We start from the raw sequence: 24,366 nt of genomic DNA, 5'->3' as shown, positions 1-24,366 counted from the left end.
TTTGACAACTCCCATTCTGATATAACAACAAGAATTCTACCAGAAAAAACTATTTTACACAGAAAAAAAGTTTGATAAATATCTAGACCAATTGATTTTCTAATTTTAAATAAATAACAAGAAAGAAGGCTGTTTCCTAAATCAAAAAATGGTATACTATTTTGGGAAAGAGAGGAGTGCCAGATTTGTCTAAGAAATTAATTGGATGGTCCCTTTTAGGTGTGTTAGTCGTTGGGGCGTTAATTTTTGCGGGTTTAATGATTTACCGAGATCATACTGAAGAAAAGGCCAAAGAAGTCAATCAGGCTATTTCTAAACAGTTAGGTAGTTTATATATTGATGAAAAAGAAGGCTATTTTAAGGCCAGTACTGAAGAAAATGATTTTGACGATGTGATTACTTATATCCAATCACAAAACAATAATAAGCAAAGCATTCAACAGGTTGAACAAGCCAAGAAAAATTTTAATACCCAAGGGGAGATCAACCAACTTTTTGAAACTGAAGTGTTAAGAGGGATGGATTTATCTGCCGAACCAGTCTTATCAGAACCTGAAAACAATCGTAAAATTGTTCGATTGGAACAAAAAGTGAACAATGGAAGTAACACTGAAACAGGATGGGGCAAGGATATGCTGATGATTTTGTCGATTGCTAAAGAGCAATCTAAGAATTATCAAACAGCAATTAATCAAATAAAAAAACTGTCTAAACAAGACACAGTGGATTTGTCGGATTATCTTGATACGGTTAGAGCAATTGCCTTGTTGCCAGAAGGTCAATATAAAAATGAATTAATCAAAGATTTAGAGCCAGTTAAAAATAGCTTAAGTGAAGCCAACCAACAACTAACTCAAAAAATTAGTGCAGGTGAGACAGCTATTGCGGCAGAAGCCGCAGCTTATCAGCAAGAACAAGCGGCTAAAATTGCTGAGCGAAATGAAGAATTATCTAAGGTAAAAGAAAGCTTATCCTCGAAAGAAAAAATATATTCTTCCTATCAGAGTGTGTCGCAGTCTATCTCCGTCAGCAAAGCTGGCAGTGACTCAACCTCTAGTTCAAGCAGCTCTTCCAGCACTAGCGTAGAAGAGAACGAGTAAAAAAAATCAAAAAAACTGATGTCAGAGGATTTTCTCTGACATCAGTTTTTTAATTTTCTTCTGAACTGCTGGATGAGTTAGTTGAACGCCTAATTCCACGAGCTTCGTCGATGGCATCTTGAATATCCTTGATTTGTGAATCTAAGGTCTTATCATCTTCTTCAGCTTGTTTAATTTCATCATCAATATCCGATAAACTGTCGTTTAAAGTACTTTTTGCTTGCTGATACTCGGCTTCTTTACTCTTATAAATATTGGTGTAGAGGGTAGATAACGATCCACCGCGTGGTTCAATCTGTTGAATTGATTTCCAAATTTGTTGCGCATAACGGTCAAAAGTCGACCAATTGTCTTCAGTATCAGTGACTAAAATTTGATAATCGCTTAATGCTTCAAGTTGTTCAGAAAGTAGTGTGTTAGAAAATGTATTGGCTTCACTAACTGAATCAGCATCTAATTTGTCAGCAATGATTTGGTTACTGACTTTTTTTGCGGCAGTATCGATTGCGGCAGTTGAAGCTTGTAAAGCACTTTTTCGAGCAGCTAATACTTGTTTTGTTTGACTAGAACGGGTGACCAATTGTCCATTTTGTAACGTAACTGAAGAAGGCATTGTGAAATCAATATCATCTTTGCCGTTGTTCAATAAATCCATCGTTTGTTGGAAAATAGTTCTAGTTGCTTTTCCGACAACTGCGTTATTTTGTGCGGCAGGTGTGTCATCACCAATCCAAACCGCAACTGTATAGTAAGGTGTAGCGCCGACAGTCCATAAATCTTTGGCGTCATCAGTTGTCCCAGTTTTGATTGCCCAATTACTGTTGTAAGCTAGAGTGGTATCTGCCGCAGTACCATCGGCTTCTTGATGAACACCTTTCATCGAATCAATCGTTAAGTAAGCAGCATCATCGCTGTAAACTTTACGCTGAGCAATATTAGCGCTATTATAAATTTCTTGTTCATTGTCTTTCCGATTAATGGTTTCAATATTTGTCGGTGTCCGATAATTTCCTTGATTGACTAAGGTCGCAATTCCGCCAGCCATTTCTTGAGTAGTTGCACCATAGGTCATCCCACCAACTGCGATAATCGGATTATTATCAGCCACATCTAAACCACCAAATTCCATCTGAGCTAGCTGTTGATAAACAGGTTCGTTGGTTTCTTCTTGATTTTGAATCGCTAACTTGTAAGCTACCACGTTAGATGAAATCGCCATGGCATTACGTAAAGTTAAATCTCCTAATGAACGTTGATAAACGTTATTGGGATAAGTATTATTTGGTCGATCATCTGAAACCGTCGTTGTTTCAAGTAAACCTCGTTCATAAGCAGGACCATAAGAAACTAATGGTTTAATGGCAGAACCAGGCTGACGATCAGATAGAAACGCTCGATTATAAGAATTTCCTTCTTCGCCACGACCACCAATACTAGCAACTACTTCACCTGTGGTATTATCAATCACAGTCATAGCGGCTTGTTTAGTATAAAGATTGGTCTCTTCATCCATTTCTGGCCAAGCAGCTAAAACATCAGAAACAATCCCTTGCAATTGATTGTGTAAATCTTGATTGATTTTTGTTTTAATTTCGTAGCCACCTGAGATAATTCGTTGATAAACTTTGTTGTAAGCAGTTTGATACTCTTCTTTATACTGAGCTTCTTCTTCAGCGCTATCAAATTGATATTGAAAGCGAAAATCTTGCTGTTCCATCAAGGTTTTGGTAGCAGAATCTAGCGCCAAAGCAATTTCATTATCTTTTACTTCATTGTTTAAAGCTTCGGTGTGGACGCTAGCTTCTAGTTTATCTTTTCGAGCTTGGTCATATTCGTCTTGAGTGATATAACCTTCACGATACATTTGCTTTAAGACTAAACGAGCTCTTTTCAATGATTCTTTTGGTTCTTCCGCCGGATCATAAATTGATGGGTTGTTGGTTACACCGATCAAAGTGGCTTTTTCTAAAAGAGTTGTGTCATTGATATTTTTATCAAAGTAAACTTTGGCAGCGGCGTTAATTCCATAAGCACCATGGCCGAAATAAACATTGTTTAAATAATATTCTAAAATTTTCTGCTTAGAGAATTTCTTTTCTAACTGTTGGGCGATAACCATTTCTTCGACTTTACGGGAAATTGATACTTCAGGCGTTAAATAAATATTCTTTACCAACTGTTGGGTAATCGTAGAAGCCCCCCGCACTCCGCGTCCAATAGCAGCATTAATCCCGACAGTTAAAAGACCTTGTGTATCGACGCCATGATGTTCATAAAATCGTCGGTCTTCGATTGAGATCAAAGCTTCGGAAACGAGTGGATCCATTTCTTCATAAGTCATGTAGTCTCGTTCCTGAGTTTTTAATTCTTGGATTGTATTACCAGAGCTATCTAAAATAGTTGTTGGATAATGTTGTTTAAAGTCGCTTTCCTGAATCTTTTTGGCTTGTGATTGACCAGCATCAATCGCAGTTTGCACAGTATTAAAGTAATTGTTATAAAAGAAGATTCCGCCTGCTAAAAGGCCAATAAAAATTACAGCTATTGCTGAGATCGAAAGCTTGGTAGTTTTGGTTAGTTTATGTTTTTTATCTTTATTGCGATTGTCTTTGTTTCGAGCAATTTTTGGTGGTTTAATAGTGTTTTTATTTTTTTTACGCTGTTCTCTGCGTGTCGTTTGCGTCATTGTCCTTACCCTTCAAAATAATCATTTAGTCTTAGTTTAATGGAAATTCCCACATTTGACTATCAAATCGACAATTTTTGTAGGAAATATTTAGAAATTTAATTTAAAAAAGCGTTTTTTCTGATAAATGCTTGACGGAATCACATTTTGTCGCCACAATAAATAAGTAATCAAATAACGAGGTGAAAAATGAACACAAAGAAAAAATGGTTAATATTTTGGGCCGTCTTCTTAGGGTTAATAATCGGTGGGGCAGGAATTATTCTAACCGGAAATTTTCCTCAGTTCACGATTCCTTTCGGCTGGTTTGCTAGCGGGGAAGAAAAAGAAGAACAACAGGAACTACCCAAATTAGCCCAACTTAATTTAAAAGATATTAGTGATCCAGAAATTTTGACACAATCTTTAGATAAAGTCAGTGAAGTCAATGCACTTTTAGATGACCGTAATAATTTAGCCAGTTCTTCAGCTTTAACAGAAGCCATGAGCAATATATATGGCCAAATGCAAAATGATCAATTGGTTTTTAATTTATATCGAGAGCTTTATTCGGCTATTTACTCTGATAATACTGGATTTGTGGAGGCCAATCTTTTAGGCTTTGGAAAAACTTTGCAAGAAGATAAAATGACCACTGTAGAAAGACAGTTATGGACCTTTGCTGATACAGCTGGTAATCGCCACGATTTTCAATTAGATCTGATTTATAGTGATGATACCTTATTAAGTTTAACCACAACAGCGAATCCTAGTGACAACACGAATATTATTACCGCTGATGATACTTATTTAGATAAGACAGCTGATTTTGAAACAGCTTGGTCAGATATAGTTAGCAACAATTCAGATGTACAGCTGTTCCAAGAAATGAATAAAGATGGTCTAAATCCTGATCAGACGGAATTTCAAGCCTTAGAAAAAGAAGTGGATATTACTGATAAAAATGGTTTTTATGATTTATTTGTAGCCACACGAGGAGATTTACGTAAAGCATATTTAGAAAGTTTCTTCAATTCGAATAGCCCCACAGATGGTTTAACGACTTATACTTATCGGGTACCAACATCTCAGACAGATGTTGAAAGTTTCACAATTTCGTATGATCGTTTAAATGCAAAAATATTAAGTACCACCAAAAACTAAAACTCGCAGGAAATCGACTTTCTTTTTGATTTCCTACGAGTTTTTTTATGGGAAAAATAATGCATCCTTGAAAAAGCACTACTAGCTAGGTAAACTGAATAGATAAGGAGGTTTTTGTGTGTATCGAAATTTTTTGTTGGCCTACATTATCATTGTAGGTATATATAACATTGTCATAAACATCGCACGTCGTAAAAAAAAACCAGTACCACTAGGTTATGTCCGTTTGCAAATTGGTCTGAACATTATTTTAGTGATTCTTGGTTTAATCTATTTAATTTGGGGCTAATAGTAAACAATTTCTGCACCAAAGGGCATTAAAGCGAGTTTGGCTAATTTTACAGATTGTGCAGCAAAGGGAATTCCAATAATTGTGAGACATAATAACAAGGCGCTGGTTAAATGGGCTAGCGCCAACGGAATCCCTGATACAATTAACCAAATAATATTGACCACAAGATTTACCGGTGTTGTGTGATAAATGACATCTTTGCCAAAAGGCATAAAACTCAAGCTAGCCATCTTAAAACACTGCAAGCCAATCGGAATTCCAATAATCGTAATACACCATAAAATACCAGCAAATAACCAACCGATTCCGCCAATAAATCCACCAAAAATCAGCCAGATAATATTTCCTAAACAAGACATCCAAAGCACCTCCTTCATTTTTTTCATTTTAACACTTTTTTTGATTGAAACCCTCAGACTTGCGACTGAATCAAGCTTTTTTAGCTTTATTCAATGGATTTTTGCAGATTCATGGTGTGTCTTTTTCAATTTAAAATGCTATATTTTAAAAAATTACTTTGAAGAGGTGATTCTTTTGAAATCATTTTTAATTGATTATTTACAACAAGAAAAATGGCAGCCAGATGGCGGGGAGGCACAGTCGCCGATTGCTATTGTTACCCAGGATACGATAATTCAAACAGATGAAAATGCGGGTTTGTACTTTTCATTTGAAAAGGAAGTTTGTAATTTCAATAATAATGGACAGAACCTTCAATTATTAGCTTTAGGAGAAGCAATCTTAAATGGAGAGAGGCATGTTTTAATGCAAGTTCATTTCCATTCTGAAGCTGAGCACACGATTGACGGGCAAAGTTTTCCTTTAGAAGGGCATTTTGTTTATCAAAACGGTAGTGGAGAATTAGCTGTTGTAGCGGTGTTATTTGCTGAAGGTGAAGAAAATCAGGAATTTCAACAAGTTTTAGCTGAATTTGATTCTGAGAATGCCTTAATGATTTCACCAGAATTGTTGTTGCCGGAAAATAAAAGCTATTATCATTATACCGGCTCATTAACCACACCACCTTTAACAGAAAATGTGAAGTGGTTTGTTTTACAAGAAAATTTGACAGTCTCAACTAGTCAGATAGAAGCATTTTGTGAATTACATGGAAAAAATCGCCGGCAATTACAACCATTGAATCAACGGACGGTTTTTGCATATCATTGTTAAAAAATTTGGAGGTGTAGGAATGAAAAAAGGTGGCATGAATCAAAAAATTAATTTAATCATTTTAATTTTATCAGGCATTGGCATTATCCTTAAAATCAAAGACTTATTGAAAAAAGAAAGCTAAAGATTACATATAACCTTCAGCTTCCTTACGAGTTAACCAGAAATGGATACCACCGGTGGAATCAGCCCATCGGTCTGGATTAAAATTTTTTGCATAAACCCAAGCACCACGATGATAAATAAAGTCTGGATCGACGTATGAGACAGCTTCATCATAATCTTGATTGGTGTACATATCTTTAATCGTTAGAACCTTTGCCAAATCGCAACGACAAGAGTTGCCAGTAGCGGAGGTTCTTTGGGCGTTTTCAGGAATTAAAAGCTGTACGATCCGATAACCAAAGCATTTTTTATAACCTAAAAAAGCTCCTGTTTTGGGTGGATGTAGTCGGAAATATTGTGTGGTCTCATCCCAAATGACATGATCTAAGGCCACATCTTCTAAAATTGCGAAATAAAAATTAGCACCAGAAATATCCGCACCAGATAAACGACAAGTTCGTAAATCCGTTCCTATAAAATTGACATCGGTCAAATTTGCATCTGTAAAATCACATTGCCGCAACAAACTATTTTCAAAAGTTGTACCGGTTAAATTAGCCCCAGTAAAATCAACCTTTTCAAAACTTAAATGAGAAAAATTTGTTTGGCTTAATTGACGATAGCGGTAATCTAAATTTTCAAGTTCAGCCATGAAATCCCCCCTTTTTAACAATATTGTATCATTTTAAAAAGTAAAATCCTTAATAAAAACAAAAAATAATTCAGAATTGTTACTTTCAAGAAAGCGTTTGTTTTTTTATGCTTTCTTTTTTATAATAGATAGTAAGAAGGATGATTTGTTACCCTAGTTGTTAAATAAAGGAGGAGTTTACTTTGCGCAAAGTCTATAAAAATATATTGGTTGCTGTAGATGGTTCTGAACAAGCGGAAAATGCCTTAAAAGAGGCTGTAGAGACCACCAAAAGAAATGATGGACATTTGGTTATTTTAACTACGGTAGATACTGCTCCGATGCTGGCGGATGCCCATGCCTCGAACTATATCGCTGAAACCTCGAAAAATTATTTAAACAGTATTATTTTACAAGCAGAATTAGAATTACCAGAAGGATTTGACTACGAAACCGTAAAATTGGAAGATAATCCTAAAACAGCGATTGTTAAGTATGCTGAAGACAATGATATTGATTTAATTATGATAGGTGCCACTGGTAAAGGGCGTATCGAGCGAGCCTTGATCGGCTCAACGACTGCCTTTGTTGTTAATAATGCACCGTGTAATGTAATGGTGGTAAAATAACAATTCAAAATCTTTTTCTTTTTTTGAAGATAGGCTTATATTTATTTTTGAAAAGAGGGATATTATGAAAGTTATGAAAAATGTCGTTTATCATAAAGATTTAAATTTAAAGGCTGATATTTATCAACCAGAAACATTTGAAAGAGGATTGATTGATCTTCACGGTGGTGGATGGTTTCGAGGTAGTAAAGAAAAAGAGGGGGCGATTGCTGAAAAATTTGCTGAAGCAGGTTTTTTAGTAGTAGTGCCAGATTATCGTTTAGCTCCAGAAAACTTATTTCCAGCGGCTTTAGAGGATACTTTAGCTAGTTTTGATTGGGCATACGAACAATATCCCGAATTAAAAGGCAACTGGGGGGCTTTTGGCTCTTCTGCAGGCGGAAATTTATCGATTGAGTTGGCTTTACAGCGAGGAATTCCAGCAGTTTCTTGGTCGGGAATTATTGATATTGCCAAGTGGGTACATCAACATGCCGATGTGGTGGCTGAAAATACGCAAAAACCTAATTTTGACCAGCAGGCCTCAGCTTTAATTGATCAAGACGGTGCTAATGATCCATTTTATAAATGGTTTATTACTAACTACGCACCAGATGATCAAAAATTGGCAGATGCAACACCACTCCAAAGAGTTTCAACTAAGAGTGGTCCGCTTTATTTAGCTAATTCATTGAGAGAGTTTGTACCACTTTCTGGAATTTATCAATTGCAAAAAGCTTTAGCTGATAATAATGTGCCGAATGAAGTTAAACTGATTGAAGGAACTAGACATGCGGAAGGATATCTTGAGGCAGCCTGGACATCATCATTGGCATTTTTAAAACAATATATCAAAAAAAACAAGGCCTAAGCCTTGTTGGAGACTGTATATAAAGTCCAAATTTTGGGCGATATCTACAGTTTTTTTATTTATAAAGGTGAACTGTATTGTACCAATGATCACTATTTTCAGCATACCGTTCGAATGAAAAACCTGATAATGCAAAACCTAAAAATGTGATGATTGCGCCAGTAATAACTAATCCTAAAGACCATTTTGCTAATTGATTGACTCTTTTCATGCGTATACCACCTTTTTATTTTGCCAAGAGCGACTAATCTTGTTCCAGAGAATTTGATGTACTTTTAAATAAGCTTTTGTCAGATGACTGGTCAACCATAAAGCAATAATACCTAAGCCTAAAATAGTTAAGCCAACACCAAATTGTGAAACCCCCATAAACATAGCATCAAAGAAGGCCCATGGACTAGTAACCATCGCCACGACACCACCAAAAATAAATCCTCCAGCAATTGAAAAGCCAGTAAAAGGTATGCACCAAGCGACAATATATATGCTAAAAAGAATCGCTGCAGCAGCAATTGCCAAACTTCCCCATAAAGGTGAACTGATAACTAATAAAATAATGACGAACAAGGGGAGCTTTCTTTTTGTTGATGGAAATGGTTCGTCGACTAAACTAGCCAAAACTGCTTTGGGATTAGGTAATTCAGCCACAGCATCGGCTTCTGAATAGCCGGATTCCATTAATTCAATAATTGTTTGATCGTAATATTCAACGGTGCTTTGAACTACACTAGGAGAAACTCGATAGCTCAACAATTCCGTTAATTGAGATAAATATTCTTGACGCATATTTTTCAACCCGCTTTCTAATCGGTTTTATTTGATACATTTAGCATATCTTTTTTTATGATTTTGAACAATCGGACTTTAGACCTAAAAAAAGAATCCGCTAATTTGCGGATTCTTCTTCCATGAGAAGGGCTTGTTTTTTATCGCCTCGATACAATTCAAAAATGGTCCAAGCCAATAATACTAGAACGATCACGATCAAACTGTCAGCAATTGCATGTGCTAGAAAAAGCTGATCAGCAGATAAATTGCTTCCAAAAAAACTTTCAATTTGATTAGGTAATCCTCGTAGATTTAAATAAGTTAACGCGACGACTGAAATCCAACCTAAAACTTTTACTACTAAATTATTTTTGAAACGGTGCCCCATTTCAGCAGCGCTATCAGTCATCATTAACAAGGGAATAATTGAAAAAGGTAAGGCAAAAGCCAGAAAAACTTGCGAGTTATTCATTAAATCATTTAAAGCTTCATGTTCTGCAACGGTACTTTGACCACGAGTAAGCAATACACAAATTAAAACGGGCACAACGGACAATAATCGTGTAACTAATCGTCGCAACCAGATTGGCATTCGCATTTCAATGAAGCCTTCCATGATAACCTGTCCAGTTAAAGTTCCAGTAATGGTAGAATTTTGGCCGGATGCTAATAATGCTACCGCAAATAATGTCGATAAGACACCTGATCGGGCAACATTTGCTAACAAACCATTGCTTAAGGTTGCGGGATTAGACAGAGCTTCATAAAGGCCAAAGAAAGATGGATCTTTAACCGCACCTGATTTAAAAACTGCTACGCCCATAATTAATAATAAAGCATTAACTAACATCGCTAAGGTTAATTGAATGTTGGAGTCCCAAGTTGTAAAACGAACAGCTTTAGCTACTTGTTTTTCATCACTATGATCTATCGCTCTTGTTTGCGAAATTGCAGAATGAAGATATAAATTATGGGGCATGACAGTGGCTCCGATAATTCCTAAAGCACCAGTTAAAGGTGTTTGACCACCAATTTTGGGACTTTCGGCAAATGTTTGACTGGAAGGAACGAAACCTTTCACTAGTGCTGACCAATCAGGATTTGATAAGGCAACTTGATAAACAAAAACAAATAATATGACAAAAATTAGACAAACGACAATCGCTTCAATTTTTCTAAAACCGACTTTTGTTAGTAGTAATAATAATAAAACGTCAAAAACAGTAATCACAACAGCTAAACCTAATGGAATACTAAAAAGTAAATAGAGTGCAATCGCCGCACCAATGACCTCAGCAATATCGGTAGCCATAATGGCTAACTCAGTCAAAATCCATAAAACAATTCCCAAAGCTTTAGATGTTCGCGCACGAATGGCTTGGGCTAAATCCATCTGAGTAACAATACCTAATTTTGCTGCCATGTATTGTAATAACATAGCGATTAAACTAGACATTAAAATGACTGACATTAATAAATATTGAAAATTTTGTCCGCCAGTAATCGAAGTGGACCAATTGCCGGGATCCATATAACCAACTGCGACTAATGCACCCGGACCAGAATAAGCTAATAATGTTCTAAAAAAACTTTTGCCTTCAGGAACTTTGACAGTTCCATTAATTTCGGCTAAAGATGCACCGTTGGCATGAGTTATCAAATGTTGTTTATTTTTTTCACGCATTTCTTCACCCCGTTTATCTTTTACAAACACATCATACACCTAAATGTAGACAAAGCAAATAATTATTTTCGGCAAACCTAAAATTTCTTTAAAATAAAAAAAAGCCAGAGAATTTTCTCTGACTAGTGGCTACCGATAATTGGCCTTAATTGTTTTCCTAAATGTAAAAGTAATTCATGCCCATTTTTACGAAATTCAGCAGAGAAAGAAGAATCAGCAGGGGAAAGTTCGCCGATTTTTTCTCCCATCACATCAAAGACTGCTAATAAATGGTCTTCATTTTCCCATTTAATTGTCCAATAAGGACCTTCTAGTGCTTCATCAATTAAGTTTTGGGCATTTTCTTTGATGGCTTCAATAATAATTTGATCTTCGTCAGCCGTTTCACCTTGCTGTTTTCGCCAAGCCATTACTTGCGCGACTTCTAAAATATTGGTGGGGACTAAGGGATACATTTTTTTCAGCTCCTATTGTTGAATATCAACGACACGGTCCACCCACGCACTATAAAAATCTTCTTCATGGGATACGACAATAACGGTACCAGCAAAATTTTGTAAACTTTCTTGTAAACTTATTTTAGTACTTTGGTCGATATGATTGGTGGGCTCATCTAAAATTAACAAATTGCCTTTTTCCATTGTCATTTGGGCTAATTTTACTTTGGTTTGTTCACCACCGCTTAGGGTTCTAAGTGGTTCTTGGGCTAATTCACTAGGAAGTCCTGCTCGAGAAAGGTGTTTACGTAATTCTTTGACTGTTTCCTTTGGATAAATATCGCTTAAATATTGCAAAGGGGTTTGATAACCATTTTCCCAATGCAAATCCTGTTCAAAATAATTAATTTTTGTATTAGCAGGAAAATGAAAATCTCCGTCAATTTTACGAATTTCACCGATTAAAGTTTTCAAAAGAGTTGATTTACCAATACCATTAAAGCCGCGGATAGCAATTTTTTCACCATAACGTACTGTTAGATTGATTGGCGGTAACAAAGGTTTTTGGTAACCAATTGTTAAATCAGTTGTCTCCAAAGCCAAGGTTGTGACAATCGGGTGATAAGGAAAATCATAGTGGGCTTTCGCATTGGAATTAGGCGGGGTTAATCTTTCCACCTTATCCAATTGTTTTTGTCGAGATTTTGCCATAGTTGAACGACTACCGGCTTTATATTTACGAATATAGGCTTCCGTTTTTTCAATTTGTTTTTTCTGAGCGGCATACTGACGCAAATAGGTTTCTTGAAATTGTTCTTTTTGTTTTAAGGCTTTTTCTAAATTCCCTGTATATTTAGTTAACTTACCAAACTCAATGTCAGCAATATGAGTAGTAATTTGATTTAGAAAACTTTGGTCATGGGAAATAACTACAAAGGTTCCCGCAAAATCCTTTAAAAATTGACTCAACCAAGCGACATGTTCGTCATCTAAATGGTTAGTCGGCTCATCTAAAATCAAAACATCAGGTTTTTCCAGTAGTAATTTTGCTAAAATTAATTTGGAACGCTGCCCGCCACTGAGATTTTTTAACTGAGACTCCATACCTAAAATAGCTAAGCCAAGGCCACTGCTCATTTCATCAACTAAGGTATCAATTTGATAAAAATCGCCTTGATCCAACTCAGTTTGCAGCTTTCCGGCTTGTTCTAACAATTTATCATCATAATTTTCACTGTATTCTTCATACAGTTTCCCAATTTTGGCTTCTTTCTCAAATTCCGCCATAAAGGCCGTCTTTAAAAAATCACGAATGGTCAATTCAGGATCAACTTCAACATACTGATCTAGATAACCGTAATGAATGTTTTTTTGCCATGAAACTGTGCCATCATCTGGTAAAATTTCGCCCGTTATAATTTTGATTAAGGTACTTTTACCGGCTCCATTTTGACCGATTAATCCTAAATGTTCCCCACGATTAACTTGTAGAGACAAATCTTCATATAAAATCTTGTCACCAAATTGCTGACTAATTTCTTTTAACTCTAATAAACTCACTGATATACCAACTTTCTTAAAAATCCATCCCTTTATCATCTTAGAAATTACAGCGTTCGTCAAGTCACTAAGTTGAAATTTGAAAGAAAACTTTGAAAACTGCAATAATAAAGGAAAGGGTGTGAGAGAAATGACTGTAAATAAGCCATTAACAGAGGTCCTTGTTGATTGAGGGAAAAACAAAATTTTAGCAGAGTTTAGTGATTTTTTCCTGATGATTGCTACGAGACTAAAGGAAAACGGACAATTCAGTTTAGTTGAGGGAAAGAAAACAACGATCATTGCACCTGACGAACTTTTAGAAGTTGAATTGAAATATGAAAAAAAAGGCGATAAACACCAGTTTGAAATTGAATTCGAATGGTTAGAAGGTCAATCAAATGAAAAATTTACAATTAAATAATCGCCGAGAACAAAAAATTTATCAAATTATGAATGACATCTAGAGATACTGCAAGGAAATTGAAGACTATCTGAAAAATTCCATCAAAAAATTGAATCATAACTATTCACCTCTATTTTTTCTATTATGATAGAAGAAGTTACACAATATAAAAATAGATTTGTCTATCATTCAACGAACAGAATTGTAAGACACAAAAAAAGCATCCGCTCATAGCCAGCAGATGCTTTTTAATTTAGACAATCGTCCATTTCTTGTGACGCTCCTTATGCAGTTTTTTTAAGTTTTGAAATTGCTTCTTCAATCGTGACGCCACTTGCGCGATGATCGCTATTTGGGATATAAACAATGAATAAATTGTTTTCAGTGTCTAAAGTTACCCGATAAGTCAAATCTTGAGTAGAGAATGTCATTATACTTCACATCCTTTCTTGAAAAATTCATGAAAACACTTATCTTTGAATAAAATTATAGCATGGGTCGTTTATAAAAACAAGAAAAAAGCTGATACATGTTAAGAAATATAACATGCATCAGCTGTGCCCCTGCCAAGGAATTTTATTATAGCATATTAAATAGTTTGTTTGTGTAATATGCCTTTCATAGCAGACTTTAAAGGGAAGTAAAGTAAGCTTGTGATAATAATGGTCGAAACAATGTTGATGACAGTCGCAGGCATACTGATGATAGCAGCCATAAAAGCAGGCTTTAAGTCTGCTCCAGCAATCATTGACATCATTGTTGCCTCTATGACTGAGGCGATAAATTTGGCAATCCCTGCAAAGAAGGCAATCGTGATAATTTGATAAATTTTTGTCGGATCCTTTTTAAACAGCCAAAAGCCAAAGTAGGCAGCAGCCCCCACAACAAAACATTCAACAAAATAAATTGGTGCCTCACTGGCATAGCCATTTAAAATATCAAAGAGTGCAAAACCAATGCCTCCAGCCAAAGCGCCACGCCAATAACCTAGTAATAGCACCGCTAATAAAACCACTGTATTGCCAAAATGAATAAACATTCCAGTTGGTAAAGGAATTTTAATCATAGTACCGCAAAAGGTTAGCGCCGCAAATAATGCTACGAAAACAATTGTTTGGATTTTTTTGTGATTAGTCATGATTTTCCTCCATCCTCTTCTCAGCCTGATTGTATGCTCCGTGCCAAACGTGGCCGACATAGGGATTAATTGCTATTCCAGCTTTAATAGCTGCTTGAACAAAATTAATACTTGTTTTAATAGCTGAAAATAGTTCGTAATCTTTTGCTAAAGCAGCGGTTATGCTAGCCGCAAAAGTACAGCCAGCACCATGATTAAAGGTTGTTTCTATAATTGGGTGTGGGAAATAATGAAATATTTCGCCATTATAGTACAAATCAAAGGGCAACCCAGCGCCGCCACCTTTAATGACAACATTTTTTGCACCAAAGGAATAAATAATTTTTGCCGCCTTTTCGATTTGTGATTTTTCTTTTAATTCGCCTAAACCAGAAAGAATGCCCGCTTCCCTTAAATTAGGCGTTGTTATATACGCCATAGGTAATAAAACTTCTCGCATGGCAGTTACATTGTCTGCATTTAAAAAATCAGTGGTTCCTTTTCCTGCAATTACCGGATCCACAACGATTGGTCCAGAAAAATCAAATAATTTTTGACTCGTCAATTCGATAATTTTACGGGAGGGTAGCAGACCAGTCTTAATAGCATCGATTGGACCTGCCAAAGCCGAATCTATTTGTTTGTCGATTAAATTTAAGTCTAAAGACGTTAATTGGTGTTTGCCACTTTCAGGGAACATGGTGACAATACTAGTAATTGCCGCAAAACCAAAAACTCCATATTCTTGAAAAGTTTTTAAATCCGCTTCAATCCCGCCGCCACCAGTTGCATCAGAACCGGCTATAGTCACTACTTTTTTCATAAAAACCTCCTTACAAAAATTTAGTATAGTCTTCTTTTAGGAATTAAAAACAGCCAATTGGCTTTTAATTGGGTGGGCCAATTTTTATTTTGTCATCCGGCGCAAGTCTGATGTCATAGAAAGATTTTTGAGGCATAATAAGGTAAAGAGGAGGGAGAACCGTGGAACAAATTCTTGCATTAGTTGTTTTAGCTTTTATTATTTATTTGGTGGTTCGCTTGAGTTCAGTAATTTGGCGGGTACTAGGGGTTTTACTCATTATATTCTTGATTTATGCATACAAAGATCAAGCATTTGCTCAAATGGAATCCTTTGTAGCAAATCCTGACTTTGGTGGCTTATTAGGAACTATTTCGCAGTTCTTTACAAGTTTATGGGGTATGATTAGCAATTTATTTCACACAATTATAAATTAAAATAAGTCTATGAATGAGTAATTAATTTACTCATTCATAGACTTTTTAATTAGTTATTTTCAGTTGCGATTGATTCAGAATTTTTTTCACTTAAATCGATTCCGCTGACTTTACAAGTCACTGCGCTAGCAACAACTCCGCCGTTTAAATTAACTACAGTTCTACCCATGTCAACAAGTGGTTCAATTGCAATAAATACTCCTACAAGACCTACAGGTAAGCCTAAAGCAGAAAGTGAAATAATCGTAGCAACAGAACCACCACCGCCAGTTCCAGCAATCCCAAATGAAGTCATCGCAATAATAAATCCAGCATAAAGTAAAAATTGAGGTGATAATGGATTAATTCCTTGTGTTTGCGCAACAATCGCGATAATAATTCCTGGATAAAGACCAGCACAGCCACACATACCCATCGATGTTGCAAAAGAAGCACTCAAACTGGAAATACCTTTTGGAATATTTAAATCTTCTTGCATCTCAAGATTCATAGCCATTGAGCCGGCACTTGACGCTGTAATAAAAGCAAAGGAAAGAACTGAGAATGCCCGTTTAATATAACGTGCTGGTGAAATACCACAAAGAGCAATAATCAAAATTTGAATGGCAAAAACAATTGCCATCGCAACATAACAAGCGACAAAGAATTTTGCCAGTTTCCAGACAGCTGAAAAATCATTATTTACTACAGTAGTAGTCATGATGGTAAAGACTGCGTAAGGAGCAAATGATAAGAATAAACGAACAACTGACATAATGATTTCATAAATGCTATCCATCATTTGTTTGAAAAATCCAGCAGCTTCTGGTTTTCTATCTTTAATTTTTAAAAAGGCAACTCCTAAAAACAGGGCAAAAATAACTACACCCAAGGTTGCACTAGGTCTCTGACCAGTTAAATCATAAAAGGGATTTGAAGGGAAGATAGCAATAATTTTTTGAGGCAAACTCAAAGCATTTTCGCCACCAGCAACATAACTGTCTCTTAATTCATTGGCAGTACTTAAGGCTGTTTTAGAGATAGTAAAGCCGCTACCATCAATATTAGCAAAATAACCGGTAATTATCCCGATAATTCCTGCAAATCCTGCAAACCCAATCAAAGTTCCAATGATGGTCGCACCTAGTTTGGCTACGTTGGTTTTTATTTCAACTTTTGTAAAGGCTAAAACGACACAGACAAAAACCAATGGCATTGCAATCATTTGCAATAGTTTGACATAAATACCACCTAAAATACCTACCCAATCAGAAAAAAGCATCCGTTCAGAGGCAGAAAAGAATTGGTTTAAGATAAGTCCTAAAATAATCCCTAAAACAAGGGCTAGGACCACTCGCTTAGAAAAGGCAACTTTTCGGCTTTTTAAATAAAGTAAGCCATAAATAATCGCGGCAACAATAATAAAAGATATAGCAATTAACATTTTTACACACTCCAATTTGAATTAATCATCGTCATGTGCAATCATTCACTTATGAAGGCAAAAGAGTTTATTTATATAGTAAAAATGATATTCGATTGATCTTAAAGACGACTCCATAGATGAAGAGACATAACGATTAGCTTAGAAACTCTAAGATTCTTCTTTACTCATAGTCAAAGACGTTTATTCATTATGCTCCCCCCAATCACCACTATAAAAACCCTTACAGTCAGCGTAGCAAAAAAAAATGTCGAAAACAATAAATTTTTTTGTAAATAAGACCAATGAGCCTGACTTCTCACTGGTCCTTAATTTTTTCGAACATCTCTTATTAGTAAATCTTTTACAGCTAGATAGGCTTGCCAAACATTGTCAGGAATATCAACATGGGGAATGTAATTTGCACCTTTGGGACCGTAGCCTTGCTCATCATCATGCAGACGTCGGATCTCTCCGATGACTAAAGACAAATAATACTCTTTTGGCCACCAATTTTCATCAAAAGTAGGATAGGGCATTAAAGCAATATCTTTAGTGGGTATGGGCCAATTTTTCTGAAAAGTTAATAAGCTCCTTTTTTTCAACAGTGGATCTTGAACCAACCAAATTTTTTCAGGGGGATTGTCAAAAGCTGCTAAGGAAAAACGAGCATTTTCACCAGTATTTGTTGATTGTTCCTCCTTTATAATGTTTAACTGAGAAATATCGCCATAAGCCTGTTTAAATATTTCTAGCATAATAGTTGCTTCAGGTAATTGAGAAAAATTTTCCATGTGTAGTTCAGGCATCATTTTTTTATAGTTATCAATTAAGAATTGTGTACCATGTCCAATCCCGCCGCAAAACATGACTGTTTTAATTTTTTTCTCTTTAACAAATTTTGCAGTATAGCTAATCAAATTCGGTAAACTATTTCCGGCTAAAACTAACGTATCAGCAGAAAAATTTTTTTCATCTTCTTGTTGAATTAAAAAATTAACTAACGTTTCTAACATAAGCTTCACTCCTTGACTGAAAAAACAAAACTCTCTATAGTTATTTTAACATAACTAGGAGGTTGAATAGATGTCACTTCATGAAGCCCAAGAGATTTCTCCAGATGAATTAGAAGAACTCCTAAAAAAAGACGCGATCACGTTATTAGACGTTCGAGTCGTTGAACAATATCAATCAGGCCACATTAAAGAAGCGCTTAATTTTCCTTTAGCTAACATAGCTAATTATCAAGGATCAAAGGACAAACCAATTTATTTAGTCTGCCGAACTGGTAATAAAAGTGAGCAGGCTGCTGAAATATTACAAGCAAAAGGCTATCAAACTTTTAATATGACCGGCGGAATGCATCAATGGTTTGGTGAGATTGTTTAAAAAAAGGTTCCAAGCTCAACAATTTGAGCTTAGAACCTTTTTTAATGAGAAAGTTTAATTCTTTTTTGTTTTGATTAATATACAGATTAAAGCAAATAACAAAAAAACAATCGACACAAAGATAGTCTGATCTCCGAGAACACCTGATAATAATGAAACTAGCGCTGCTCCAACAATAAAACTGCCAATAATTGTAGCGATATCACGACATTTATTAATCGCTTTATGATCTTTTAACATTAATCCTTCCAAAATACTTGCTGCAAATGTCCGAATATTTCCTGTCATCATTAAAGAAGTAAAAGGAGCACCTTTTAAACGATTAAATTCTTGCAATTGAGCAGCTGCAGCAATTGACAATAAAGCACTGGCAGCTCGGTCAGATAAAACTGACGCAAAAAGAGCAACAATTAGCATACAAATAATTTCCCAACCAATCACAAACGATTGACGAATACCTGGTCGTCTACTGTGATCAAATTTTTCTTGAAATAGACGAATTAAAATAGTTCCTAACATAAATGCCAAAATAGCAATCAAATACCGACTCACACCGACATTATCTGGATGAATAAGGTGAATACCAAATAAAATTAAATTACCAGTTTGTAAACCTGCAAATACTTCACCATGTAGTAAATAAGTATACGCATCAAGACTACCTGCTGCCATAGCTAAAAGTGAGCCAACTAATAATGTTTCATGAATCGGTATTTCTTTTTTTATCTTTTCAAGTTCCTCCACAAATACCGCCTCCTAAAATTCTTGGTTATTATTGCGCTAATTCTAAAAAAAAACAAAAAGAATGTTTTTCCAAAAGCTTTTCAATTTATTTTTATTGCAGTACACTGAAAAAAAGGAGAGGTTTGATGACAACATTTTATTTTATTCGCCATGGCTTGACTCAAAACAATATTGAGAGACGATTTAACGGTGGAACGGTTGATACACCATTAGTGGCTGAAGGGATCGATGAAACAAATCGAATGGCAACAGAATTAGCAGCAACTACTTTTGATCAAGCTTATAGCTCACCCCAAATGCGGGCGCAAACTACAGCACAAATCATTTTAAGTCAAAATCATGCTGCGCCAACAATTCAGATTGATGAACGATTAAGAGAATTAAAACTAGGAGATTGGGATGGCAAAGTGATCGATGAAGTGAAAAATCATCCTGAAGCCTACAATTATTTTCATCAACCAGATAAATTTAACTCAGAAAAAATACATGCCGAATCCTATGAACAATTGATAAATCGAGGAAAAGATCTTATTTCTGAGATTAATCAAAAAAATCAAAACCAGCAAATCTTAGTAGTCACACATGGCTTGTTTTTGATGACTGTTTTTTCCAATTTAAAACAGGATCCTTTGAGCCAACTTAGGAAAAGTCCAATTGTACCAAATTCTAGTCTCACAATTCTGAAAACAGATGGAGAAAAAGCAGAGTTTGTTACTTGGGGAAAAACATTTTAAAAAAGACCAATCTCAAAATGAGAATGGTCTTTTTTTATAATTGATGGATCAAACTGCCAATAAAGTAAAGCAATGGATAACCAATCATTACCAAGGACATTGTCTTTAAAACAATTGGAAAGGTGGTAGCTTTGTCCTGTTTTTGCTGATAGATTTTTAACCCTTGGATACTTTTTGGTAAGAATAAAAACAAAATTAAAATGGGCCAGGGAGCAATTCCCAAAAAGACAAAAATAGGTAATAGTAAATAACTAATTGCAAAAACGATCAGCAATACTGAAACTGCTGTTTTTTTGCCTAGATAATAAACCAGAGTTTTACGACCATTTTTAACATCTTCTTCTAAATCAGACGTATTATTAGCCAATAAATTATTAAACATCATCATGCTAAGCGGCAAACACAAAATAAAAACTTCAAAAATCATGAAAGGAGTCACTTCGATTTTGCCATCAATTGCTAAATAAAAACCAATGACTGGAATAAAAAAGCCACTGGTCGTACCAGTTAAAACTTCAGCAATCGGAAGTGAGTTCAACGGGTGCTTACCGTAAGAATAGAAAAGACCAATATAAAAGCCAATTAAGCCCAAAATTCCAACAATAATATTGGTCCTCAAAACTAACCAAACACCAAGTAAAAAGGCGATAAACAAACAAATAAGATAAAGATTTCTAACAAACTTTAAACTCAATTTCTCTCGACCAATGACATTCGTTACTTCACGATAATGTTGGTCAGAAGCATTTTTATAATCCATGTAATGATTAAAAATATTCGCAGTTACATGGAAAATAATTAAAATTAATCCATAAAGGAATAAATCTAAACTGATTCCCCAGTCAAATTGATCCATCGCAATCGAAACCCCCATTAAAATTAAAAACAAATTCAACGGGGCCGTATAAATTTCTGATAACTCCCAAAATTGTCGGAAAGTAAATTTATTTTCCATTAACATCCTTCTTTCATAGATACTTGCTTATTTATTAAACGCAATCGAAAGAAGTTTGTCTACTAAAAGGGTTGCTCTTCGACAAAAATAGCCTGAGCAGTTCCATGGGCATTCAAATAATTAAAAAAAATAGGGAATAGATCGGCATCTTCCTTATCCAAATGTTCTTTTGATAGCCAATTTTTGCGATTTTCTTTTGGAATTGAATGGAGCAATTTTTTTTGCATTTGTTCAAAAGTTGGGCGCCGTTTATAAACAATACGATTTAAAATCATTCCTTTACTATAGAGATAGCAATAATATTGGTTGTTTTCAGCTAGTAAACCAATAAAAAATCTACCTTGTAAAGTTAAAATTAATTGTTTATTTCGTCTTAAAAAACGTTCAATTATTAAATAATTCTGCCACCAAATAGCTGCAGTTTCAAAATCTTGACGGTGGTTAGCCCGCTGAATTTTATCTTCGATGCGTTGTAAAACTTTTTCGGGGCGGCCTTTAAAAGCATCGCTAATTTCTGTTAACCTTCCAGTAAACTCTTCTTCAGGTGTTAGCTCAGACGAAATGTTCACAATATCTTTGGCAAATCTAAGTGGACCTGTCAGGCGATATAAACTCATTAGTATTTTTTTTATTTCGATCATTTTTGCTTGCTTGAAAAAAGGGCCAATTATTTGTCCTTGATTTGACCAATGATTTAATACTTTCAGATAAGGCTCTTCATCTAAAAATTGAAAAAAACCATAATTCTCGTAGCGGTTCATTCTTTGATTAAAATGAGGGCGTATTTGATGGATTTTTTGACACTCTAGAATTAAGGCATCAAATTCAGTATCAACTAGTTGAAAATCAAAATCATCAATTTGGCCAACCATTCGAATAACTTTTTTTGAATGCTGTTTATTGTTCCTGAAATAGGAAGCCACTCGTCTTTTCAGATTTTTAGCCTTTCCAACGTAGATTGTTTGACCTTCATTGTCTTTCATGAAATATACACCTGGAGACTCAGGTAAAAGACTAACTTTTTCTTTTAATATCAATGATTTAGTCATGCTATGCTCCTTATATTGATTTTTACTTTTAAAGCCACAATCGCACTTTTAAAAAACTAATTAGTCATTTTTAACGTACCGAAATGGTTGCAATACTAATAAAAATTTGCGAGAATTAATATAACGAATTTTATTATTTTTAAAGATCGTTAAAATATTTCTTGTGAGTGCGGATTGTCAGTTTTTGTAAAAATAGATTGGAGTGAAAATATGGATATGGATACAAGGGTAAGTAGAAGTCAACTACGTCAACAAAGACGTCGTCAAACCAATAATTATTTATATTTGAAAAAAAGTACTGCATTATTAGGAACGGCACTAGTTGCTGCTTCTGTTGTTGCACCATTAATGAATGCGAGTCAAGCAGATGCGGAAACTAATAGTGATGCATCGACAGCAAATTCTAGCGTTGATAAACAATCATATATCAGCAGTTTGGCTGGAATGATCGAGCCAGAAGCTGAAAAAAATGATTTATATGCATCGGTTATGCTAGCACAAGCAATTTTAGAAAGCAACTGGGGACAAAACGAGTTCGCCAAAGGACCTTATTTTAACGTCTTTGGTTTGGAAGGACAGTATGAAGGTAATTCTGCTATCCTACCAAAAACAAACTTAGCAACTGGCTTAACAGAACAAAAGGAATTGAAAGATTACGATTCTTATGAAGATGCAGTTGCTGATTATGTTCAAGTAATGAAGACGACTGAAGAAAATGGCGACGACCAATACTTCAGCGGTACTTGGAAACACTTTGCTGATAATTACCAAGCAGCAGCTCAAGCCTTACAAGATCGTTTCAGTGAAAGTAGCACTTATGCGCAAGAATTAATTCAAATTATTGAAGAAAATAATTTAACTAACTATGATACACCAGCTAAAGAAATTACAACACCGGCACCAACTAATGAAGCAGTAGTCGCACCAGAAACCTATACTGTTCAGTCTGGTGATTCTGTTTGGTCTATTACTAATCAGCATAACATTAGTACGAATGATTTTGTTTCTTGGAATAATTTACAAGATAATGATATCTACACAGGACAAACCGTTGTCGTGGGAAATGGTGAAGATAGTGCAGCTTCTGCTACAACAAATACACCAGTTGCTACACCTGAGGTTACGACACCAGCGCCAACGACACCAGTAGTTGACAATAATACTAATGTTGAGGTACCTGTTGTTGATACGCCAGTCGTTGAATCACCTACAGTTACTGCACCAGTTGAAACGGCTCCTGTTGAGGAGAATACACCAGTAGAAAACAACAACACGGTAGCTGATGAACAAGTAAACACTACAACACCAGAAGCCACTACTCCAACGGATAATGGTCAAGCTACAACGGATAATGCTCGAGGTGAAGCGGTTGTTGCTGAAGCAGAAAAATATCTTGGAACAGATTATGTTTGGGGCGGTAGAACACCTGAACAAGGATTTGATTGCTCAGGATTAACACAATATGTTTACCAACAAGTTACTGGTGAAGATATTGGTAGTTGGACTGTCGCTCAAGAATCATCAGGGACTCAAATTGCAGTTTCAGATGCACAAGCAGGCGATTTACTTTTCTGGGGACAACCAGGTGCTACCACACACGTAGCTATTTCTACGGGAGATACAGGATATATCCATGCGCCACAACCAGGACAAGAAGTTAAATATGGTGATACACAATGGTATACACCTGATTTTGGTGTACGAGTTTATTAGAAATTAAATAAAGTGAAACTCTCGAAAGCATACATCTTTTGAGAGTTTTTTTGTCTACCTGGAGCCTATTTAAAAGTCTTTTAAATAGGCGTTATTTAATTTTTCAAAAACCTCAGTACAGATAAAGTTATTTTTTTATATTTCAAGAAGATTAGCCAGAATGGTTAGATGATTAAGAGAAATAACCATTAGACTAAAAGACTTCTAAAAGACTTTTAGTCTAATGGCAGCTTGCATTAAAGCTTTTTAACTCCTAATTTTAGTTTACATAATAATTTAGAAAGGGATTAATAATAATTGGATAGTTTCTTATCCTTGAAATTATTTGAGAATGAATTTTAAAATTATATCTTTGATTTAATGATTTATCAGTTTAGATGTTTTTTTATAATGAACATAAACGTGATCTAAAAATGAAAAATAAAAAAAAGAGGAAAAAACTTTTAAAAAATGATATGATTCTGTTTGAAATAATGTTCCTAAACATTCTAAATTTTATATTATAAAATGTATATGATTCAAGTACTTAAATAGGAGATAAATGCTATACATCTGTTTGTGACAATCCATGCTATGTATTA

27 protein-coding genes are annotated in these 24,366 nt (G+C 35.2%); 11 read left to right on the top strand and 16 right to left on the bottom strand.

All coding sequences use genetic code 11. From position 1 onward, the window contains the following. Nucleotides 1-185: 185 nt before the first annotated feature. On the top strand, nt 186-1,100 hold the full coding sequence (locus tag ACVWNY_RS17895; RefSeq protein ID WP_438720517.1) for a hypothetical protein: 915 nt from the start codon (nt 186-188) through the stop codon (nt 1,098-1,100). A 49-nt stretch (nt 1,101-1,149) separates the two neighbouring features. Here ACVWNY_RS17895 and ACVWNY_RS17890 read toward each other — a convergent pair whose 3' ends face one another. After that, complete coding sequence (locus ACVWNY_RS17890) at nt 1,150-3,786, bottom strand: transglycosylase domain-containing protein (protein WP_454072098.1); 2,637 nt, start codon at nt 3,784-3,786, stop codon at nt 1,150-1,152. Nucleotides 3,787-3,975: 189 nt separating this feature from the next. On the opposite strand from ACVWNY_RS17890, the gene ACVWNY_RS17885 reads away from it, so the two are divergent. Both ACVWNY_RS17885 and ACVWNY_RS17880 read left to right on the top strand, forming a co-directional pair. Next, nucleotides 3,976-4,929 carry a hypothetical protein gene (locus ACVWNY_RS17885; protein ID WP_454072097.1) on the top strand — a complete coding sequence of 318 codons (954 nt, stop codon included), beginning with the start codon at nt 3,976-3,978 and terminating at the stop codon, nt 4,927-4,929. Between the two features lie 118 nt (nt 4,930-5,047). Then, on the top strand, nt 5,048-5,218 hold the full coding sequence (locus ACVWNY_RS17880; RefSeq protein ID WP_218325936.1) for a hypothetical protein: 171 nt from the start codon (nt 5,048-5,050) through the stop codon (nt 5,216-5,218). Here the strand turns inward: ACVWNY_RS17880 and ACVWNY_RS17875 are convergent. Next, nucleotides 5,215-5,580: a YccF domain-containing protein gene (locus ACVWNY_RS17875; RefSeq protein WP_218325935.1), complete on the bottom strand. Its 366-nt coding sequence runs from the start codon at nt 5,578-5,580 to the stop codon at nt 5,215-5,217. The genes ACVWNY_RS17880 and ACVWNY_RS17875 overlap by 4 nt on opposite strands. Nucleotides 5,581-5,755: 175 nt before the next feature. Between ACVWNY_RS17875 and ACVWNY_RS17870 the strand changes: the two genes are divergently transcribed. Continuing rightward, nucleotides 5,756-6,394 (top strand): carbonic anhydrase family protein, encoded by a 639-nt coding sequence (locus tag ACVWNY_RS17870; protein WP_454072096.1) that lies wholly within the window; start codon nt 5,756-5,758, stop codon nt 6,392-6,394. 127 nt (nt 6,395-6,521) lie between these two features. Here ACVWNY_RS17870 and ACVWNY_RS17865 read toward each other — a convergent pair whose 3' ends face one another. After that, complete coding sequence (locus ACVWNY_RS17865; RefSeq protein WP_454072095.1) at nt 6,522-7,151, bottom strand: pentapeptide repeat-containing protein; 630 nt, start codon at nt 7,149-7,151, stop codon at nt 6,522-6,524. Between the two features lie 182 nt (nt 7,152-7,333). Between ACVWNY_RS17865 and ACVWNY_RS17860 the strand changes: the two genes are divergently transcribed. Both ACVWNY_RS17860 and ACVWNY_RS17855 read left to right on the top strand, forming a co-directional pair. After that, entirely contained in the window at nt 7,334-7,759 is a 426-nt protein-coding gene (locus ACVWNY_RS17860) for a universal stress protein (RefSeq protein ID WP_438720522.1), read from the top strand. Nucleotides 7,760-7,823: 64 nt separating this feature from the next. Beyond that, on the top strand, nt 7,824-8,609 hold the full coding sequence (locus ACVWNY_RS17855; protein ID WP_218325932.1) for an alpha/beta hydrolase: 786 nt from the start codon (nt 7,824-7,826) through the stop codon (nt 8,607-8,609). Between the two features lie 55 nt (nt 8,610-8,664). Here the strand turns inward: ACVWNY_RS17855 and ACVWNY_RS17850 are convergent, their stop codons facing one another. The 5 genes from ACVWNY_RS17850 to ACVWNY_RS17830 all read right to left on the bottom strand — a co-directional run bounded on the left by ACVWNY_RS17850 (nt 8,665) and on the right by ACVWNY_RS17830 (nt 13,058). Beyond that, on the bottom strand, nt 8,665-8,820 hold the full coding sequence (locus tag ACVWNY_RS17850; RefSeq protein WP_218325931.1) for a hypothetical protein: 156 nt from the start codon (nt 8,818-8,820) through the stop codon (nt 8,665-8,667). Then, on the bottom strand, nt 8,817-9,395 hold the full coding sequence (locus ACVWNY_RS17845; RefSeq protein WP_218325930.1) for a DUF1700 domain-containing protein: 579 nt from the start codon (nt 9,393-9,395) through the stop codon (nt 8,817-8,819). Before ACVWNY_RS17845 ends, ACVWNY_RS17850 begins: the two co-directional genes overlap by 4 nt. Nucleotides 9,396-9,495: 100 nt before the next feature. Continuing rightward, nucleotides 9,496-11,061, bottom strand: a complete 1,566-nt coding sequence (locus tag ACVWNY_RS17840) for an Nramp family divalent metal transporter (protein WP_218325929.1) — start codon at nt 11,059-11,061, stop codon at nt 9,496-9,498. A gap of 122 nt (nt 11,062-11,183) precedes the next feature. Further along, nucleotides 11,184-11,516, bottom strand: coding sequence for a hypothetical protein (locus ACVWNY_RS17835; protein ID WP_218325928.1), 333 nt, complete (start codon nt 11,514-11,516; stop codon nt 11,184-11,186). A gap of 12 nt (nt 11,517-11,528) precedes the next feature. Continuing rightward, nucleotides 11,529-13,058 carry an ABC-F family ATP-binding cassette domain-containing protein gene (locus ACVWNY_RS17830; RefSeq protein ID WP_218325927.1) on the bottom strand — a complete coding sequence of 510 codons (1,530 nt, stop codon included), beginning with the start codon at nt 13,056-13,058 and terminating at the stop codon, nt 11,529-11,531. Between the two features lie 184 nt (nt 13,059-13,242). Between ACVWNY_RS17830 and ACVWNY_RS17825 the strand changes: the two genes are divergently transcribed. After that, complete coding sequence (locus tag ACVWNY_RS17825) at nt 13,243-13,461, top strand: amphi-Trp domain-containing protein (RefSeq protein WP_461211754.1); 219 nt, start codon at nt 13,243-13,245, stop codon at nt 13,459-13,461. Nucleotides 13,462-13,727: 266 nt separating this feature from the next. On the opposite strand, the gene ACVWNY_RS17820 is transcribed toward ACVWNY_RS17825, so the two are convergent. The 3 genes from ACVWNY_RS17820 to thiD all read right to left on the bottom strand — a co-directional run bounded on the left by ACVWNY_RS17820 (nt 13,728) and on the right by thiD (nt 15,383). Beyond that, nucleotides 13,728-13,874, bottom strand: a complete 147-nt coding sequence (locus ACVWNY_RS17820) for a hypothetical protein (RefSeq protein ID WP_218325926.1) — start codon at nt 13,872-13,874, stop codon at nt 13,728-13,730. A 158-nt stretch (nt 13,875-14,032) separates the two neighbouring features. Continuing rightward, on the bottom strand, nt 14,033-14,581 hold the full coding sequence (locus ACVWNY_RS17815; RefSeq protein ID WP_438720525.1) for an ECF transporter S component: 549 nt from the start codon (nt 14,579-14,581) through the stop codon (nt 14,033-14,035). Further along, on the bottom strand, nt 14,574-15,383 hold the full coding sequence (gene thiD / locus ACVWNY_RS17810) for a bifunctional hydroxymethylpyrimidine kinase/phosphomethylpyrimidine kinase (RefSeq protein WP_454072093.1): 810 nt from the start codon (nt 15,381-15,383) through the stop codon (nt 14,574-14,576). The genes ACVWNY_RS17815 and thiD overlap by 8 nt, the downstream gene beginning before the upstream one ends. 161 nt (nt 15,384-15,544) lie before the next feature. Here thiD and ACVWNY_RS17805 point away from each other — a divergent pair, with 161 nt between their 5' ends. Further along, the gene (locus ACVWNY_RS17805; RefSeq protein WP_218325923.1) at nt 15,545-15,799 is read left to right on the top strand and encodes a hypothetical protein; all 255 of its coding nucleotides are present in this window, start codon (nt 15,545-15,547) and stop codon (nt 15,797-15,799) included. A 49-nt stretch (nt 15,800-15,848) separates the two neighbouring features. Here the strand turns inward: ACVWNY_RS17805 and ACVWNY_RS17800 are convergent, their stop codons facing one another. Next, complete coding sequence (locus tag ACVWNY_RS17800; RefSeq protein WP_454072092.1) at nt 15,849-17,222, bottom strand: cation:dicarboxylate symporter family transporter; 1,374 nt, start codon at nt 17,220-17,222, stop codon at nt 15,849-15,851. A 308-nt stretch (nt 17,223-17,530) separates the two neighbouring features. Beyond that, the gene (locus tag ACVWNY_RS17795) at nt 17,531-18,217 is read right to left on the bottom strand and encodes a YdcF family protein (protein WP_454072091.1); all 687 of its coding nucleotides are present in this window, start codon (nt 18,215-18,217) and stop codon (nt 17,531-17,533) included. Between the two features lie 70 nt (nt 18,218-18,287). Between ACVWNY_RS17795 and ACVWNY_RS17790 the strand changes: the two genes are divergently transcribed. After that, entirely contained in the window at nt 18,288-18,590 is a 303-nt protein-coding gene (locus ACVWNY_RS17790) for a rhodanese-like domain-containing protein (RefSeq protein WP_454072090.1), read from the top strand. A 54-nt stretch (nt 18,591-18,644) separates the two neighbouring features. On the opposite strand, the gene ACVWNY_RS17785 is transcribed toward ACVWNY_RS17790, so the two are convergent. Continuing rightward, a complete protein-coding gene (locus ACVWNY_RS17785; RefSeq protein ID WP_343214714.1) occupies nt 18,645-19,334 on the bottom strand; it encodes a YoaK family protein in 690 nt (229 codons plus the stop codon). A 125-nt stretch (nt 19,335-19,459) separates the two neighbouring features. On the opposite strand from ACVWNY_RS17785, the gene ACVWNY_RS17780 reads away from it, so the two are divergent. After that, the gene (locus ACVWNY_RS17780; RefSeq protein ID WP_454072089.1) at nt 19,460-20,068 is read left to right on the top strand and encodes a histidine phosphatase family protein; all 609 of its coding nucleotides are present in this window, start codon (nt 19,460-19,462) and stop codon (nt 20,066-20,068) included. Nucleotides 20,069-20,102: 34 nt separating this feature from the next. On the opposite strand, the gene ACVWNY_RS17775 is transcribed toward ACVWNY_RS17780, so the two are convergent. Both ACVWNY_RS17775 and ACVWNY_RS17770 read right to left on the bottom strand, forming a co-directional pair. Beyond that, nucleotides 20,103-21,023, bottom strand: coding sequence for a prenyltransferase (locus ACVWNY_RS17775; RefSeq protein ID WP_218325918.1), 921 nt, complete (start codon nt 21,021-21,023; stop codon nt 20,103-20,105). A gap of 62 nt (nt 21,024-21,085) precedes the next feature. After that, on the bottom strand, nt 21,086-22,072 hold the full coding sequence (locus ACVWNY_RS17770) for a GIY-YIG nuclease family protein (RefSeq protein ID WP_454072088.1): 987 nt from the start codon (nt 22,070-22,072) through the stop codon (nt 21,086-21,088). 210 nt (nt 22,073-22,282) lie between these two features. Here ACVWNY_RS17770 and ACVWNY_RS17765 point away from each other — a divergent pair, with 210 nt between their 5' ends. Then, nucleotides 22,283-23,785, top strand: a complete 1,503-nt coding sequence (locus ACVWNY_RS17765) for a C40 family peptidase (RefSeq protein ID WP_454072087.1) — start codon at nt 22,283-22,285, stop codon at nt 23,783-23,785. Nucleotides 23,786-24,366: the final 581 nt, after the last annotated feature.

The organism is Enterococcus sp. JNUCC 77 (assembly GCF_054819945.1).
The sequence above is the reverse complement of the archived record's forward strand: the minus strand, read 5'-3'. Positions and strand labels throughout refer to the sequence as shown.

Coding starts and splice junctions, on each gene's coding strand:
- ACVWNY_RS17890 (WP_454072098.1), bottom strand. CDS start 3,786: ATGACGCAAACGACACGCAGAGAACAGCGTAAAAAAAATAAAAACACT.
- ACVWNY_RS17885 (WP_454072097.1), top strand. CDS start 3,976: ATGAACACAAAGAAAAAATGGTTAATATTTTGGGCCGTCTTCTTAGGG.
- ACVWNY_RS17875 (WP_218325935.1), bottom strand. CDS start 5,580: ATGTCTTGTTTAGGAAATATTATCTGGCTGATTTTTGGTGGATTTATT.
- ACVWNY_RS17865 (WP_454072095.1), bottom strand. CDS start 7,151: ATGGCTGAACTTGAAAATTTAGATTACCGCTATCGTCAATTAAGCCAA.
- ACVWNY_RS17855 (WP_218325932.1), top strand. CDS start 7,824: ATGAAAGTTATGAAAAATGTCGTTTATCATAAAGATTTAAATTTAAAG.
- ACVWNY_RS17850 (WP_218325931.1), bottom strand. CDS start 8,820: ATGAAAAGAGTCAATCAATTAGCAAAATGGTCTTTAGGATTAGTTATT.
- ACVWNY_RS17845 (WP_218325930.1), bottom strand. CDS start 9,395: ATGCGTCAAGAATATTTATCTCAATTAACGGAATTGTTGAGCTATCGA.
- ACVWNY_RS17840 (WP_218325929.1), bottom strand. CDS start 11,061: ATGCGTGAAAAAAATAAACAACATTTGATAACTCATGCCAACGGTGCA.
- ACVWNY_RS17835 (WP_218325928.1), bottom strand. CDS start 11,516: ATGTATCCCTTAGTCCCCACCAATATTTTAGAAGTCGCGCAAGTAATG.
- ACVWNY_RS17820 (WP_218325926.1), bottom strand. CDS start 13,874: ATGACATTCTCTACTCAAGATTTGACTTATCGGGTAACTTTAGACACT.
- ACVWNY_RS17815 (WP_438720525.1), bottom strand. CDS start 14,581: ATGACTAATCACAAAAAAATCCAAACAATTGTTTTCGTAGCATTATTT.
- thiD (WP_454072093.1), bottom strand. CDS start 15,383: ATGAAAAAAGTAGTGACTATAGCCGGTTCTGATGCAACTGGTGGCGGC.
- ACVWNY_RS17800 (WP_454072092.1), bottom strand. CDS start 17,222: ATGTTAATTGCTATATCTTTTATTATTGTTGCCGCGATTATTTATGGC.
- ACVWNY_RS17795 (WP_454072091.1), bottom strand. CDS start 18,217: ATGTTAGAAACGTTAGTTAATTTTTTAATTCAACAAGAAGATGAAAAA.
- ACVWNY_RS17790 (WP_454072090.1), top strand. CDS start 18,288: ATGTCACTTCATGAAGCCCAAGAGATTTCTCCAGATGAATTAGAAGAA.
- ACVWNY_RS17780 (WP_454072089.1), top strand. CDS start 19,460: ATGACAACATTTTATTTTATTCGCCATGGCTTGACTCAAAACAATATT.
- ACVWNY_RS17775 (WP_218325918.1), bottom strand. CDS start 21,023: ATGGAAAATAAATTTACTTTCCGACAATTTTGGGAGTTATCAGAAATT.
- ACVWNY_RS17770 (WP_454072088.1), bottom strand. CDS start 22,072: ATGACTAAATCATTGATATTAAAAGAAAAAGTTAGTCTTTTACCTGAG.
- ACVWNY_RS17765 (WP_454072087.1), top strand. CDS start 22,283: ATGGATATGGATACAAGGGTAAGTAGAAGTCAACTACGTCAACAAAGA.